At 31.6% G+C, this 13,656-nt stretch carries 12 protein-coding genes; all 12 read right to left on the reverse strand.

The genetic code is table 11. From position 1 onward, the window contains the following. Positions 1–170 precede the first annotated feature (170 nt). Entirely contained in the window at positions 171–2,921 is a 2,751-nt protein-coding gene (gene ileS / locus NST64_RS07740) for an isoleucine--tRNA ligase (RefSeq protein ID WP_002448848.1), read from the reverse strand. A 219-nt stretch (positions 2,922–3,140) separates the two neighbouring features. After that, positions 3,141–3,821 carry a DivIVA domain-containing protein gene (locus NST64_RS07745; RefSeq protein ID WP_002448772.1) on the reverse strand — a complete coding sequence of 227 codons (681 nt, stop codon included), beginning with the start codon at positions 3,819–3,821 and terminating at the stop codon, positions 3,141–3,143. 63 nt (positions 3,822–3,884) lie between these two features. Beyond that, on the reverse strand, positions 3,885–4,658 hold the full coding sequence (locus NST64_RS07750) for a YlmH family RNA-binding protein (RefSeq protein ID WP_049418215.1): 774 nt from the start codon (positions 4,656–4,658) through the stop codon (positions 3,885–3,887). Positions 4,659–4,733: 75 nt separating this feature from the next. After that, positions 4,734–5,030 (reverse strand): YggT family protein, encoded by a 297-nt coding sequence (locus NST64_RS07755; protein ID WP_002448805.1) that lies wholly within the window; start codon positions 5,028–5,030, stop codon positions 4,734–4,736. A gap of 22 nt (positions 5,031–5,052) precedes the next feature. Next, positions 5,053–5,643, reverse strand: coding sequence for a cell division protein SepF (sepF, locus tag NST64_RS07760; RefSeq protein WP_002455458.1), 591 nt, complete (start codon positions 5,641–5,643; stop codon positions 5,053–5,055). 5 nt (positions 5,644–5,648) lie between these two features. Beyond that, entirely contained in the window at positions 5,649–6,323 is a 675-nt protein-coding gene (locus NST64_RS07765; protein ID WP_002455459.1) for a YggS family pyridoxal phosphate-dependent enzyme, read from the reverse strand. Positions 6,324–6,385: 62 nt separating this feature from the next. Beyond that, the gene (gene pgeF / locus NST64_RS07770) at positions 6,386–7,180 is read right to left on the reverse strand and encodes a peptidoglycan editing factor PgeF (RefSeq protein ID WP_002448754.1); all 795 of its coding nucleotides are present in this window, start codon (positions 7,178–7,180) and stop codon (positions 6,386–6,388) included. A 190-nt stretch (positions 7,181–7,370) separates the two neighbouring features. After that, positions 7,371–8,549: a cell division protein FtsZ gene (gene ftsZ / locus NST64_RS07775; RefSeq protein WP_002448818.1), complete on the reverse strand. Its 1,179-nt coding sequence runs from the start codon at positions 8,547–8,549 to the stop codon at positions 7,371–7,373. Positions 8,550–8,578: 29 nt separating this feature from the next. Further along, positions 8,579–10,012, reverse strand: coding sequence for a cell division protein FtsA (gene ftsA, locus NST64_RS07780; RefSeq protein ID WP_017174543.1), 1,434 nt, complete (start codon positions 10,010–10,012; stop codon positions 8,579–8,581). 103 nt (positions 10,013–10,115) lie between these two features. Beyond that, positions 10,116–11,261: a cell division protein FtsQ/DivIB gene (locus NST64_RS07785; protein ID WP_002455461.1), complete on the reverse strand. Its 1,146-nt coding sequence runs from the start codon at positions 11,259–11,261 to the stop codon at positions 10,116–10,118. Positions 11,262–11,279: 18 nt separating this feature from the next. Further along, the gene (gene murD, locus NST64_RS07790) at positions 11,280–12,626 is read right to left on the reverse strand and encodes a UDP-N-acetylmuramoyl-L-alanine--D-glutamate ligase (protein WP_049418219.1); all 1,347 of its coding nucleotides are present in this window, start codon (positions 12,624–12,626) and stop codon (positions 11,280–11,282) included. Position 12,627: 1 nt separating this feature from the next. Continuing rightward, on the reverse strand, positions 12,628–13,593 hold the full coding sequence (mraY, locus tag NST64_RS07795; protein ID WP_002448868.1) for a phospho-N-acetylmuramoyl-pentapeptide-transferase: 966 nt from the start codon (positions 13,591–13,593) through the stop codon (positions 12,628–12,630). Between the last annotated feature and the right edge of the window lie 63 nt (positions 13,594–13,656).

Consider the following 13,656-nt stretch of genomic DNA (forward strand, 5'->3'; position numbering starts at 1 on the left):
ATACGAGAAATATTCCATCACTTATTATGTGTTATAACCTAGTTCCTCTTCATCTAAACTTGAAACTCTATTCAGCTATATTTTCAAACTATTATTATTTAATATTTATATACTTTAAAAAAAACGCTCGTAATCCTTAATTAGGTTACAAGCGTTCTATCTTTATTGAATTAAACTAAAGTTTTTACGACTTCTTGACAACGTGGACATAAATGATCAAGTTCACCAACAGATCCTAATGCTTCACTATAATTCCAACATCTTTCACATTTTTCACCTGAAGCATGGTCAATACGAATGTCACCATGTTGATATTCATTTCCATTGTCTACTTTTTCAGTCACTTCAACTTGAGAGACGATAAATAATTGTTGTAAGTCATTAAATTGTTGTAAAAATTCTGCAGCTTTAAAGTGATCATTGTTTCCAATCACTACTTTAGCTTCAAGAGATTTACCGATAACTTTTTCATTACGTGCTGCTTCTAATGCACGGTTTACATCATCACGTAATGACATAAATTGATTCCATTTATCTAATAACTCTTGATCAACGTCCACAACTTTTGGCATATCTGCTAAATGAACACTTTCTTCTTTAACATGTGGTGTATGAGACCATACTTCTTCGGCAGTGTGTACTAAAATAGGAGCGAGTAATTTGGTCATATCTACTAAAATTTGATACAACACTGTTTGCATGCTACGACGTTTATGTGCGTCTTTTTGTTCAATATACAGAATATCTTTACCATAATCTAAATAGAAGTTACTTAATTCAACATTGATAAAGTTTTGAACTTCTTGATAAATATTTAAGTAATCAAAGTTATCATAGTGATTAATAGTACTAGCAGTGAATTCACGTAAGCGATTCAATAAGTAGCGATCTACTTCTAATAATTCATGTTCAGGTACACTGTCTGTTTCAGGATTAAAGTCGTTAATATTACCTAACATAAATCTTAAAGTATTTCTGATTTTTCTATAAACATCAGACGTTTGTTTTAAAATTTCATCTGAAATACGTACATCTGCTAAGTAGTCTGTACTACTTACCCATAATCGTGCAATATCTGCACCTTTTTGTTTTACTACTTGATTAGGTACGATAACGTTACCTAAAGATTTACTCATTTTTTTACCTTCGCCATCCATTACGAAACCATGTGACAATAAGAATTTATAAGGCGCTTGTTCTCTAGTCGCAACTGCTGTAGTAATTGAAGAGTTAAACCAACCACGATATTGGTCACTACCTTCAAAATATAAATCGGCTGGGAAATGCAATTCTGGACGAGTTTCTAACACGCCTCTATGAGATGAACCAGAGTCAAACCAAACATCCATAATATCTGTTTCTTTAGTAAATTCTCCATTAGGGCTTCCAGGATGTGTGAATCCTTCAGGTAATAAATCTTTAGCTTCTCTTTCAAACCAAACATTTGAGCCATATTCTTCAAATAAATCAGCTACATGATTGACTGTTTCTTTTGTCATAATAATATCGCCATTTTCAGCGTAAAATACAGGCAATGGTACACCCCATACACGTTGACGAGAAATCACCCATTCACCACGATCACGAATCATATTATAAATACGTGTTTTACCCCAATCTACTTTAAAATCAGTTTCTTCAATCGCATCTAAGATATCTTGTCTCACTTTATTAATTGAAGCAAACCATTGAGGTGTTGCACGGAAAATAACTGGTTTTTTAGTACGCCAATCATGCGGATAACTATGCGTAATAAAGTCTAACTTTAATAAGGCACCTTTATCAGTTAAAAGGTCTGTTACAGCTTTATTTGCTTTATCATAGAACATACCTTCAAATTGTCCGCCTTCCTCGGTGAAGACACCTTTATCATCCAAAGGACTGATAACAGGTAAATCGTATTTTTGACCTACAACATAGTCATCTTCCCCGTGACCAGGGGCAGTGTGTACACAACCAGTACCAGCATCAGTTGTTACATGACCACCATTAATGACTAAGGATACTCGATCTATGAAAGGATGTTGTGTTTCAACATACTCTAACTCTTTCCCTGTAAATTCTTTTTCCAATTGAATAGTATCTTTATCCCAACCTAATGCTTCAGAAACGCTTTCAGCTAAAGCTTCAGCAATCACATATTTCTTACCATTTACATTATATTGACCATATTTCAAGTCTGGATGAACTGTAATTGCTACGTTAGAAGGTAATGTCCAAGGTGTAGTTGTCCAGATAATAAATTGAGCATCCTCATCGATAGTACCTTTTGAATCTTTAACATCAAAGGCTACATAAATAGATGCTGAACGTTTATCATGATATTCAATTTCAGCTTCAGCAAGTGAAGATTCACTTGATGGTGACCAATATACCGGTTTTTTACCTTTATAAATTAAACCTTTATCAGCCATTTCGCCAAACAAACGAATTTGAGCTGCTTCATATTCAGGTTTAAGAGTAATATATGGATTATTAAAGTCCCCACGTACACCTAAACGCTTAAAATCTTGTTTTTGAAGTTCAACTTGTTCTAAAGCAAATTCTTTACATTTTTCTCTAAACTCAGCAATTGACATTTTTTTGCGATCAACGCCTTTTTTAGTCAATGCTTGTTCAATTGGTAAACCATGTGTGTCCCATCCTGGAACGTAAGGTGAGTAAAATCCTTGCATCGTTTTATAACGTACAATAATATCTTTAATAATTTTATTTAATGCATGTCCCATGTGAAGATTACCATTTGCATAAGGTGGGCCATCATGCAAAATAAATGATTGATTTCCTTCATTTTTCTCTAAAGCTTTTTGATAATGATTATTTGCTTCCCATTGCTCTTGAATTTTTGGCTCTTTATTAGGTAAACCTCCTCGCATTGGAAAGTCAGTTTTAGGCATTAATAAAGTTTCTTTGTAATTCATATTTTCCACTCCTTAAATATAAAAAGAACTCTAAGTTCAATTAATAGGGACGGGAAACCCGCGGTACCACCCTTCTTAACTCAACTTAGAGTTCTCTTCTTAATATTATAAAATTTTAATTTGCCAGTGATATAAAAAATAGACTTATATTAGGCTTGCACCGTGTCCTAACTCGCTGTGAAAAGTTTATTATTTTTTACGTGTCTGACATTTTATTAACTATTTATTTGATGATGATTCGCTACTTGAAACATCCTTATTTTCAGAAGTAGACTTATTTGTATTAGTTGTTTCATTAGAATTGATTGACTGATTTTCCTCATTTGATACTGTCTCAGTTGTTTCACTCGTTGGAGTTTCACTATTCGCATTTGGATTTACATCTTGTGGATTTAAATGCTGTATGTTTTCTTGTGTCACTTGTTCTGCATCAAAATCATAATTTAATAAGTAATCCCAATCATCATTTTTCAATAAATCCAGCTGTGCTTCTACAAGCATACGAAATCTTGATCTAAATATTTTAGATTGACGTTTCATATCTTCAGTTTGGAAAGATAAATGACGTGCTTTTTCAATAGCATCATTTACAATCACATCAGCTTGCGCTTTTGCTTTAGAGATAATTGCTTCTGATTCTTTTGTGGCAGCAATTTTTGTTTGTTCTCCAGCTTGTTGAGCTTGAATAAGCGCATCACTTACTGATTGATGAACATCTTGATAAGATTTAATATTAGTATCTCTCTCTTCAAGCACTTTTTCAAGTTGTTTTTTTTCTTCTTTAAGTCTTTCAATCTCATTACTTAATTGAGTTAAAAAGTCGCTAACTTCAGCAGGCTCCAAACCATTTTTCACTCTTGTAAATTCCTTATTTCTTATTTCATTAGGTGTAAAAGCCATCTGTTATCCTCCTTAAAACAAACCATCATAAAGGTGTTTTTATTATTTATCAATCAATATCATTTACTTAAATAGTGTTTGATACGTTATATGAACTTTTTCTTTTTTAGTTTTGCCACCTATATCAATAATTCGAGCACGTCCAAATCCTTGAATAGAGAGCAAATCATTGTTTTGAAGTTGAAAATCGGGAGAATCGATTAAAGTATGATTCACTTTTACCCGTTTTTTTTCAATTAATTGTTTAGCAATTGATCTAGATTTTCGAATCATTTCTTTTAAAACGACATCTAATCTTAAAGCACTGACTGTACTATGATGAATATTCCAATTCTCTTTTGATTGTATCATATCTTTAAATGGAATAGAATCAAGTTTGACTGTAGCACCTTTAATCTTTGTTAATTCCATCATAATATATGATTCCAATTGCTTTGTCAAAACAAACTGAATCGTATCACCAACAAGTATATCTCCTACTTGTTCTCTTTCTATACCTAAAGACATTAAAGTTCCAAGTACATGTTGATGTTGAATAGACACAAATTTCTCAGGATAATTAATTTGGATTAATACTTCTTCAAAATCACCTTCAGTAGGTTCAAAATAACTAGGCGCAATAATTGCTCTCTTTCTTTCTGCCGATTGACCACCGAAATAGCTCACTTTCATATCTTCAAAACTACCGACGATGACTTCTAATATATATTGTTCTCTAGGATCTAAAAATGAAGTCAATACAGGTGCATATTGTTGATTAACTTGTTCACATTTATCTAATAATTGATTAATAAGTGGTTGTTCTTCATTTCTAAAGTGCTGATAAATATCGATGATTAACGCCTCCTCTTTTAAGTGTTAAAGAGCCTGAGACATTATGCATATCACAGGCTCTACTAACTTATTATAAAATTATTTTAGTATTAAATAATTTAATATCATATCAAAAATACTTTGCAATCCATATTGAAATAATACAAGTACAAATAATGCTACAATTGATGAAATATCAATCATACCAATGGGTGGAATAATCTTTCTAAATGGCTCTAAGAAAGGTTCATATATCTTACTTAAAAATGATCCAAATTTAGATTCTCTAATTGTTGGAACCCATGAAGTAAAGAAATAAATAATCATTCCCCAATAATAAATTTGAACTAGTAATATTATAAAGTTAAATATACTAGCTAATATACCAACATCCATATATTATATTCTACTCCTTAAATTATTCGTAATGTTGTTGTGTATTCATCTGTTCAAGGTGATCGGTAATACTACCTGCCACCTCAACATTATCAGGTGTACAAAGGAAGATATCAGCACCTACACGTTGTATATCTCCGCCAATGGCATAAACTGTTCCGCTTAAGAAGTCAATAATACGTTTCGCTGATACTTTATCAATACGTTGTAAGTTAACTAATGTCGCACGACGATTTTTAAGTTCATCTGCAATGTCTTGAGTATCTGAAAATACACGAGGTTCAAATAAGCACATTTTTGAATTTTCGTAATTACTATAACCTGTACCAGCTGATTGATTCATAGTAACAACATTTTTTGAATTAGACTTATTTGATGTATTTCCCATACGATAATTCCTTTCTTCAGTATTGTAATTTTTTGATACTTTCTTTTGAGGTACAGTTTTTAAGTGATTTTGATTATTCTGTGTTCTTTCAATAGGTTGCTGTTGCATATTACGATTTTGATTTTCTTCATTTTGTGTTACACGCTGTTGTCTTTCAGCAGGGCTTTCGACTTCTTCTTCATCTTCCATTAGGAAAAAATTATTAAATAAATCCTTGATAGCCACGGGGCTCACTCCTCTTCTCCAACAAGTTTAGTCCCTATTCTTATAAATGTAGCACCTTCTTCTACAGCAATAGTATAATCATTACTCATTCCCATAGATAAATATTCACATGGTGCATAATTCAATTTAAGGTTTTTAATTTCATCTCGTTTTAATCTCAATTGTTTAAATAACTGATGTATGTAGTCCTTATCATCGGTATAAGGCGCCATTGTCATTAATCCAACAATTTTAATATTGTCGAATGCTTTAATTTGTTCAATAAAATCATTAACTTCACTAAGCGCAATACCATGTTTAGTTTCTTCACCAGAAACATTCACTTGGATAAAGCATGAAATAGTGTGAGTTGCTCTTTTATTAATTTCTTTTGCTAAACTCAAACGATCTAGTGCATGTAAATAATCGATGTCATTAATCACATCTTTTACTTTTCTAGACTGCAGTGAACCGATAAAATGCATTGTAACATCTTTAGGTAAGGCTTGTTTTTTTTCTAGAAAACCTTCTACTCTATTTTCTCCAAAGTGTCTTAAACCAGCATCATACGCTTCTTTTGCTCGGTCTATTGTAACATATTTTGTTACTGCAATCACGTTTGGAGCGGTCTTAATCACACTTTTTTCAAGATGATGATTAATTTCCGCTTGTATTTTTTCTAAATTTTCTGTCACTTTCATTATATATCAACCTCTTAACTTTGTAATGACATAAAGGATTATAGTGATATAACTGCATTACACTACACTTCTCCTTTTTGACCTATAAATGCTAGCATCCTGCCAGTTTTACCTTTTTCAACACGATAAGAGAAAAAAAGCGATAAGTCTTCTGATGTAGTGTATTTTGTAATATTAATATTTTCAGCTGGTACGCCACTATTTTTTAATAATAAAGCGTTAGCTAATTTTAAATCAATACCATGTCGATCAGTATCTCGTGTTTCAATATATTTGTCAGAATTAATAGGCAATGTTTCAAATTTATTTTTAATATCATCATTTATTTCATAGGTTGAAGAAGTCGCTGGACCTATGACTACATTTAAATCTTGATAGTCAAATTCTACATATTTAAGCATTTCTACTACTATTTGACCATATGTTCCTCTCCACCCCGCATGAGCTAGAGCGATAAAATGATGTTTTTCACTATAAAAATATACAGGTACACAATCAGCATAACACATCGTTAATAATATATCTGAATCATAAGTGTACATACCATCAATTCCATATAATTCATTACCTAATGCCTTAATATTAGCGCCACAATGTGCTTTAGTAATGTGAGCGATATTATTTTCGTGTGTTTGAATAGGAAAAACCCATTGTTGTGTAGGAAAGTTGATAGCATTAGCTAATATCTCTTGATGATGCGTCACATGACTAGGTTCATCATCAATATAACGTGCCATATTAAATGCATCTCTTGGATATGGACTTTTTCCATCTTCACGTGTAGTAAAACCAAGTGTTAACTGATCATATTGTGATGTATAACTCAAATAATGTGGCTGTTTTATAAATTTTTCCACGTTGTGAAAACCACCCTCACTTTTAAGAATAATCATATCTAGACTATTGTTTTATATTTTATCTGCATTTCGATTAAAAGATGTATATAAATGTATTATATAACATATTTCTTTTTAAATTAAACAAAATAAAAAGAGCAGCATTCTCCTCAGAAATCACTGCTCCTTATTTTATATTTATGCTTTAATATTAGCGTCTAGTTCTTCTAGAACGTCTTTCTTCTCTATTACGAATAAAGCTAGGAATATCATCATCTTTAGTAGTATGACTTCTTTCGCTTAGACCATCAGAAGGACGTGAATTAGATGTACTATGTGTGAATGAGTCTTCTTTTGGTGCACTTTGAGTTGATGGACTAGAAGTTGCACTTGAACCAAAACCAGTACTTGACGCTTTACGTCCTTGAGATGTTGGTTTGTCTTCAAATCCAGTTGCGATTACTGTTACAACAATTTCATCTTGTAATTCTGGATTAATTACAGTACCGAAAATCATATTTACATCTTCATCTGCTGCATCTTGTACAATATCAGCTGCTTCTTGAGCTTCGAATAAAGATAAAGATTCGCCACCTGTAATGTTCATTAACACACCTTGAGCACCAACAATTGATGTTTCAAGTAATGGAGATGAAATAGCTTTTTTAGCAGCTTCCACTGCTCTATTTTCGCCTGAAGATACACCAATACCCATTAATGCAGAACCTTGGTTAGACATAATTGTCTTAACGTCAGCAAAGTCTAAGTTCACTTCACCTGATACAGCGATTAAATCAGAGATACCTTGAACACCTTGACGTAAAACATTATCTGCTTCTTTAAATGCTTCCATCATAGGAGTTGATTTATCAACAATATCTAATAAACGATCGTTAGGGATAACGATTAATGTATCAACTGCCGCTTTCATAGCTTCAACACCTGCTGCTGCTTGTGTAGAACGTTTACGTCCTTCAAAGCCAAATGGACGAGTTACAACACCCACTGTTAATGCTCCCATTTCTTTAGCAATTTTAGCAACTACTGGTGCAGCACCTGTACCAGTACCGCCGCCCATACCAGCAGTAACGAATACCATATCAGCGCCTTGAATAGCATCTTCAATTTGTTCACGTGATTCTTCAGCAGCTTTTTTTCCAATTTCTGGATTTGCACCTGCACCTAAACCACGTGTTAATTTTTCACCGATTTGTATTTTAGATTCTGCTTTAGATAAGTTTAAAGCTTGCCCATCAGTGTTAATAGCAATAAATTCAACATTGTTCATTCCATGATCAATCATGCGGTTAACAGCGTTGTTACCGCCGCCACCTACACCGATGACTTTTAATGTCGCCAAATGATTAAATCCTTGTTCAAATTCTAACATTTATTTTTCCTCCTAGTCTTAATGGCCAATTATTCAAATAGAGATTTCATAAGCTTTTTAAATTTGCTTTCTTCTTTATCAGATTTTTCATGTTCATCATCATAATGATGTGTTCCATCTTGATGGTTGTTTTCGTCATACGTTTCATAATCATCATGTTTCTCCGCTTTTTCACGTACTTCCGGCTGATGATTTTCGTCAGTGTCTTCGTTTTTATTAGATTTACGTTTAAACCAGTCAAAGCCACCTGATTTTGAAGTATGATTGTGTTCGTCATTTTCAATGACTTCTTCTTCAAATTCATCATTATCTTGATAATTTATTGTAACATAATCTAATAATTCATCAAATGTGATACTACTAGATATTGTAGAAATCGCTGAAGTAAATTCAGGTTTTCTAATTCCCATTTGAGAAGGTGTATGGATTCTTATTTTTTCATTAACCATTGTACTTAGTAATTCTTTAACGCCCAATAAGTTTGAAGAACCACCTGTAACAATGAATCCACCATTTACTTTAGTTAATCCTAAATCTACCAACACATCAAATACTTCATCAAAGATATCTTGCACTGTTCTTTCAATAACTGCACTTAAATCTTTTTGAGTATACTCTACTAATTCGTCACTATCTACCTGATCAACACTGAAAACGTCTTGATCAGACGCTGATTGTGTATAAGCATGTCCATATTGATGTTTAATTTTTTCAGCTGTTTCATATGTAGTGTTTAATTCTTCTGCGATATCATCTGTAATATCACGTCCAGCTAATTCAATTGAATCGGCATCTACAAGTTCACCGCGTTCATAAAAGGCGATTTGAGTGAGATCTTCACCAATATCAATTACACATGCACCTAATTCTTTTTCAGTTGCAGATAAAATAGAGCCATAGTTATAAGCATCTGAATAGACGTCCAATACATCTACTCCACAAGATTCTACACATTTAATCATATTAATTAGAATTGACTTGTGAATTGCAATAACACCTGCTTCTACTTTTAACGAGTGTCTTGCAATGAGTTCTTTAGGATCCGAAACCTCGTTATCTCCATCTACAATGAATCTAATCGGAAACACATCAATAACTTCTGTATCAGGTACATCATTTTTTTGACGTATACCTTCCAATACTGTTTCAATATGTGATCCACTAATTTCTGTATCTTCGTAAAAATCAATTTCGTTTTCTTCATCGTACACTTCAGTACCAATGATAGGTAATTTTAAGAAAACTTCTTTTATATCCACACCTGATGCGATAGAAGCTTTTTTAATTGTATCTTTAATTGCTTGTTTCGCAATATCAAAATCATCAATCAATCCATTCTTAATACCGCTAGTGTAGGTTTGCCCTGTACCTATCACATTAATACCATTGTGAAATTTTTCGCCTACTATTGTTTTAACACTTGATGAACCAATATCTATGCTTACATAGTAATGTTCCTCCATAGATAGGCACCTCCTGACAAAATACTATTAAAATACACTATATTTAGTTTACAATACGTCGTTTAGCTTGTGAACTATAAACACATATTATTATCGAAATTTTTTAATTATTTGTATCCGATTGTTCGCTTATTTTATTTAATGCACTTTGTAATTCATTTTTTGCTTCTGTTTCTTGCTGTGTTTTTTGACGAACATTTTGATCGGACTTAGAATTAATACTGCTATTTTCATTATATGGAATAAATGATGCTCCTACAGATAAATCAATATATCCTTGTGTTTTTAATTGACCTGAACTATCTTTTGCAAGAGATTGAGACATTTGAGGATAATACTCGATTTTGTTAGCTAGAGTATTGATGTCTCCTACTACTTGCATGCCATCTTTCATATATAAAAGGACTCGATTTTGTTGATTCTGTAAAGGTGCATATTTTATTTCTGAAATCATATCTCTCGTTTCATTAGACATTTTAGATAATGCTTTCGTGATACTATTTAAATTGTCACCTTTAAAATCTTCTAACACAGGTGCACTATTCGCAATATCACCATTATAATTGTCTAATTTTTTATTTCCTTCAATTATTGGCACATATTTATTTTTATCTTTTACAATACCTACTAAATTATTTTCAATAATTTTAACATTTAAAGTATTAGGCAACTGTTTATTAATCTGAACATCTTTGATTAATGAATTTTTCTTTAAATTATTGATAGCTTTGCTTTTACTAAAAGTATAAATGCGTGATCCTTTTTTGATATTTAATTCTTTTTCAACTTGACTATCACTTACATTATGATTACCACTAATATTAACATGAGAAATTCTACTTAATGGTGTAAACATATATAGTAGAAATAATATAATTAAAAGTATTAAAGTAGTAACAATAATATATTGAATACGTTTTTGTCGCTTTCTTTTATCTATCTTTTGTTGTTCTCGTTTTTCAGCTACCGTTAAGTGACTATATTTATCATTTTGAAATTTATTGCGTTTTTCTCTTAACCTTGTTTTTACTTCTTTCTTTAAATTTTCACCTTTATTTTTCGAAGAATTTAAAGATTTATTTGACCTTCTATCATTTGAAAGATTCTTTTCTTTTTGGAGTCTATCTTTTGATTTAACATCATCTTTAATTTTTTTATTTTTATCATTTTCTAATTCAGTTTTGTCTTTATCAAATGAACGCTTGATAGAACGAATCTTTTTATTTCTATTGCCCCTTGTATCATCCAATTACTTCACATCCTTTAATTAAGATGGTAGGTATGCACGGAAACTTTCAATAAATCTTTCGCCACGTTCTTCAAATGTTTTATATTGATCCCAACTTGCACATGCTGGTGAAAGTAAAACAACATCATTAGGTTCAATGACATCTTGAACTTTTTGTACTGCATCTTCTATATCAACTGCTTTGATTACTTCTTTACCTTGACTATTACCTAATTTAGCGAATTTATCTTGAGTTTCACCGAAAACTACCATTACTCTAACATGTTTCATGTAAGGAATTAATTCATCAAATCCATTACCTCGATCTAAACCACCACATAACCAGATAATAGGTTGTTTAAATGAATTTAAAGCAAACTGTGTTGCTAATGTATTGGTTGCTTTAGAGTCATTATAGTATTTATTTGTTCGATTCGTTCCAATATATTGTAATCGATGTTCAATACCTGAGAATGTTGTTAAACTATCTACGATAGCCTTAATTGGCACGCCTGCAAGTATTGCAGCTAAAACAGCAGCTAAAATATTTTCTAAGTTATGTTCTCCCGGTAAAACTAAGTCATCAATATTAATAAGGTTAACATTATTATAAACGATATAATTATCTTTAATATAGATGCCATCTACTTCTTGTTGAGTAGAAAAATATAATGTTTTAGCTTTTAAATTTTCAGTTTCAATTAAATGACGTTGATGATAATTACAAATCAAATAATCATCTTCTGTTTGATTTTTGTAAATACGTCGCTTCGCATTTTGATAATTTTCTAATGACTCATGATAATCTAAATGAGCAGAATAGATATTTGTAATGATGGCAATGTGAGGTCTGTAATGTTCAATGCCAAGTAATTGGAATGAAGATAATTCAGTGATTAGATATTCATCAGGTGACGTTTCTTGAGCTACTTTAGAAGCAACATACCCAATATTTCCTGAAAGTCTTCCAGTTAATCTACTTTTTTTAAACATATCTCCAATGAGAGAAGTTGTTGTTGTTTTACCATTTGTACCAGTTACGGCGATAATTGGAGCTTCAGAAATTAAATAACTTAATTCTACTTCAGTTAAAATTTTAAGACCTCGTTGATATGCTTCATCAATAATTGAAACTGTATAAGGTATACCTGGGTTTTTAACAATAATTGGGTTGCTATCAAGTAATGATAATGGATGACCACCATCAACAATTTTCACCCCTAATGTTTCTAAGTCTTTTGCATGGGGATCTTTAGATAAATCTTTCCCATCATTTACAGTTACATTTGCACCTAATTTAACTAATAACTTAGCAGCTTCATAACCACTTTTTGCTAATCCAACTACAAGAACATCTTTATTCTCTAATCCTGTATAATTTAGCATTCTAATGCACTCCTATCCATAATCCAATTAATCCTGAAATTAACCCCACAAGCCAAAATACTGAAACAACTTTCCATTCACTCCATCCGCTAAGTTCAAAATGGTGATGAATTGGTGTCATTTTAAAGATTCTTTTTTTAGTTAATTTATAAGATGATACTTGCAACATTACTGATAATGTTTCGATAACAAATACTAAACCTATAAAAAGTAATGAAAATTCTTGGTTTAACATGATTGAAATTGTAGCAAAAATACCTCCTAATGCTAAGCTTCCTGTATCTCCCATAAATACTTTGGCTGGATTTAAGTTATACGGTAAGAAACCGAGTAATGCAAAAATCATAATAATACAAAAAGTACCAATTGCAGGGGCATTTAACATGAAACTCATAATTGCATACATAGTGAATCCAATAATTGATAAGCCAGTTGCTAATCCATCCAATCCATCAGTTAAATTAACTGCGTTTGAAAACCCAACTTGCCAAAAAACAATAAAAATAACGTACGCAAACGACAATGGAATTCCAAAATTAGTAAATGGAATATTTATACTTGTTGAAAATTCTATTAAATGAAAAACATCACTTAGAATGAAAAATATAATTGCTATTGCAATTTGAGCTAAAAATTTCTGCTTACTTGTAAGTCCTTGGTTATTTTTTTTAACTACAATAATGTAATCATCAATAAAGCCAATGAGTCCAAATCCTATTGTGACAAAGAGTAATAGAATAATGGGATTAGAATGATCTGTGAAAAATATAGCAATCATAGATGTAATAATAATACTAATTAAAAACGTTAAACCACCCATGGTTGGTGTACCCGTTTTTTTCATATGGCTTTGAGGACCTTCTTCGCGGATACTTTGACCAAATTTCATTCGTTTAAGTGTCGGTATAAGTACAGGAACTAAAATAAATGTGATAAGTAATGCGATAATCGCAAATATAAAAAGCATGGTAATCTCCTTTATGTATTTTAAATTTATTCGTTTTTCACTTTATTTCCTTTATAATCTTAT

Origin of the sequence: Staphylococcus sp. FSL W8-1268 (genome assembly GCF_038003965.1) — a bacterium.
In the GTDB taxonomy this organism is placed as follows: domain Bacteria; phylum Bacillota; class Bacilli; order Staphylococcales; family Staphylococcaceae; genus Staphylococcus; species Staphylococcus hominis.

Bases quoted from the DNA above. Each gene is read 5' to 3' on its own strand.
- ileS (WP_002448848.1), bottom strand. From the start codon at position 2,921: ATGAATTACAAAGAAACTTTATTAATGCCTAAAACTGACTTTCCAATG.
- NST64_RS07745 (WP_002448772.1), bottom strand. From the start codon at position 3,821: ATGGCTTTTACACCTAATGAAATAAGAAATAAGGAATTTACAAGAGTG.
- NST64_RS07755 (WP_002448805.1), bottom strand. From the start codon at position 5,030: ATGGATGTTGGTATATTAGCTAGTATATTTAACTTTATAATATTACTA.
- NST64_RS07765 (WP_002455459.1), bottom strand. From the start codon at position 6,323: ATGAAAGTGACAGAAAATTTAGAAAAAATACAAGCGGAAATTAATCAT.
- ftsZ (WP_002448818.1), bottom strand. From the start codon at position 8,549: ATGTTAGAATTTGAACAAGGATTTAATCATTTGGCGACATTAAAAGTC.
- ftsA (WP_017174543.1), bottom strand. From the start codon at position 10,012: ATGGAGGAACATTACTATGTAAGCATAGATATTGGTTCATCAAGTGTT.
- murD (WP_049418219.1), bottom strand. From the start codon at position 12,626: ATGCTAAATTATACAGGATTAGAGAATAAAGATGTTCTTGTAGTTGGA.
- mraY (WP_002448868.1), bottom strand. From the start codon at position 13,593: ATGCTTTTTATATTTGCGATTATCGCATTACTTATCACATTTATTTTA.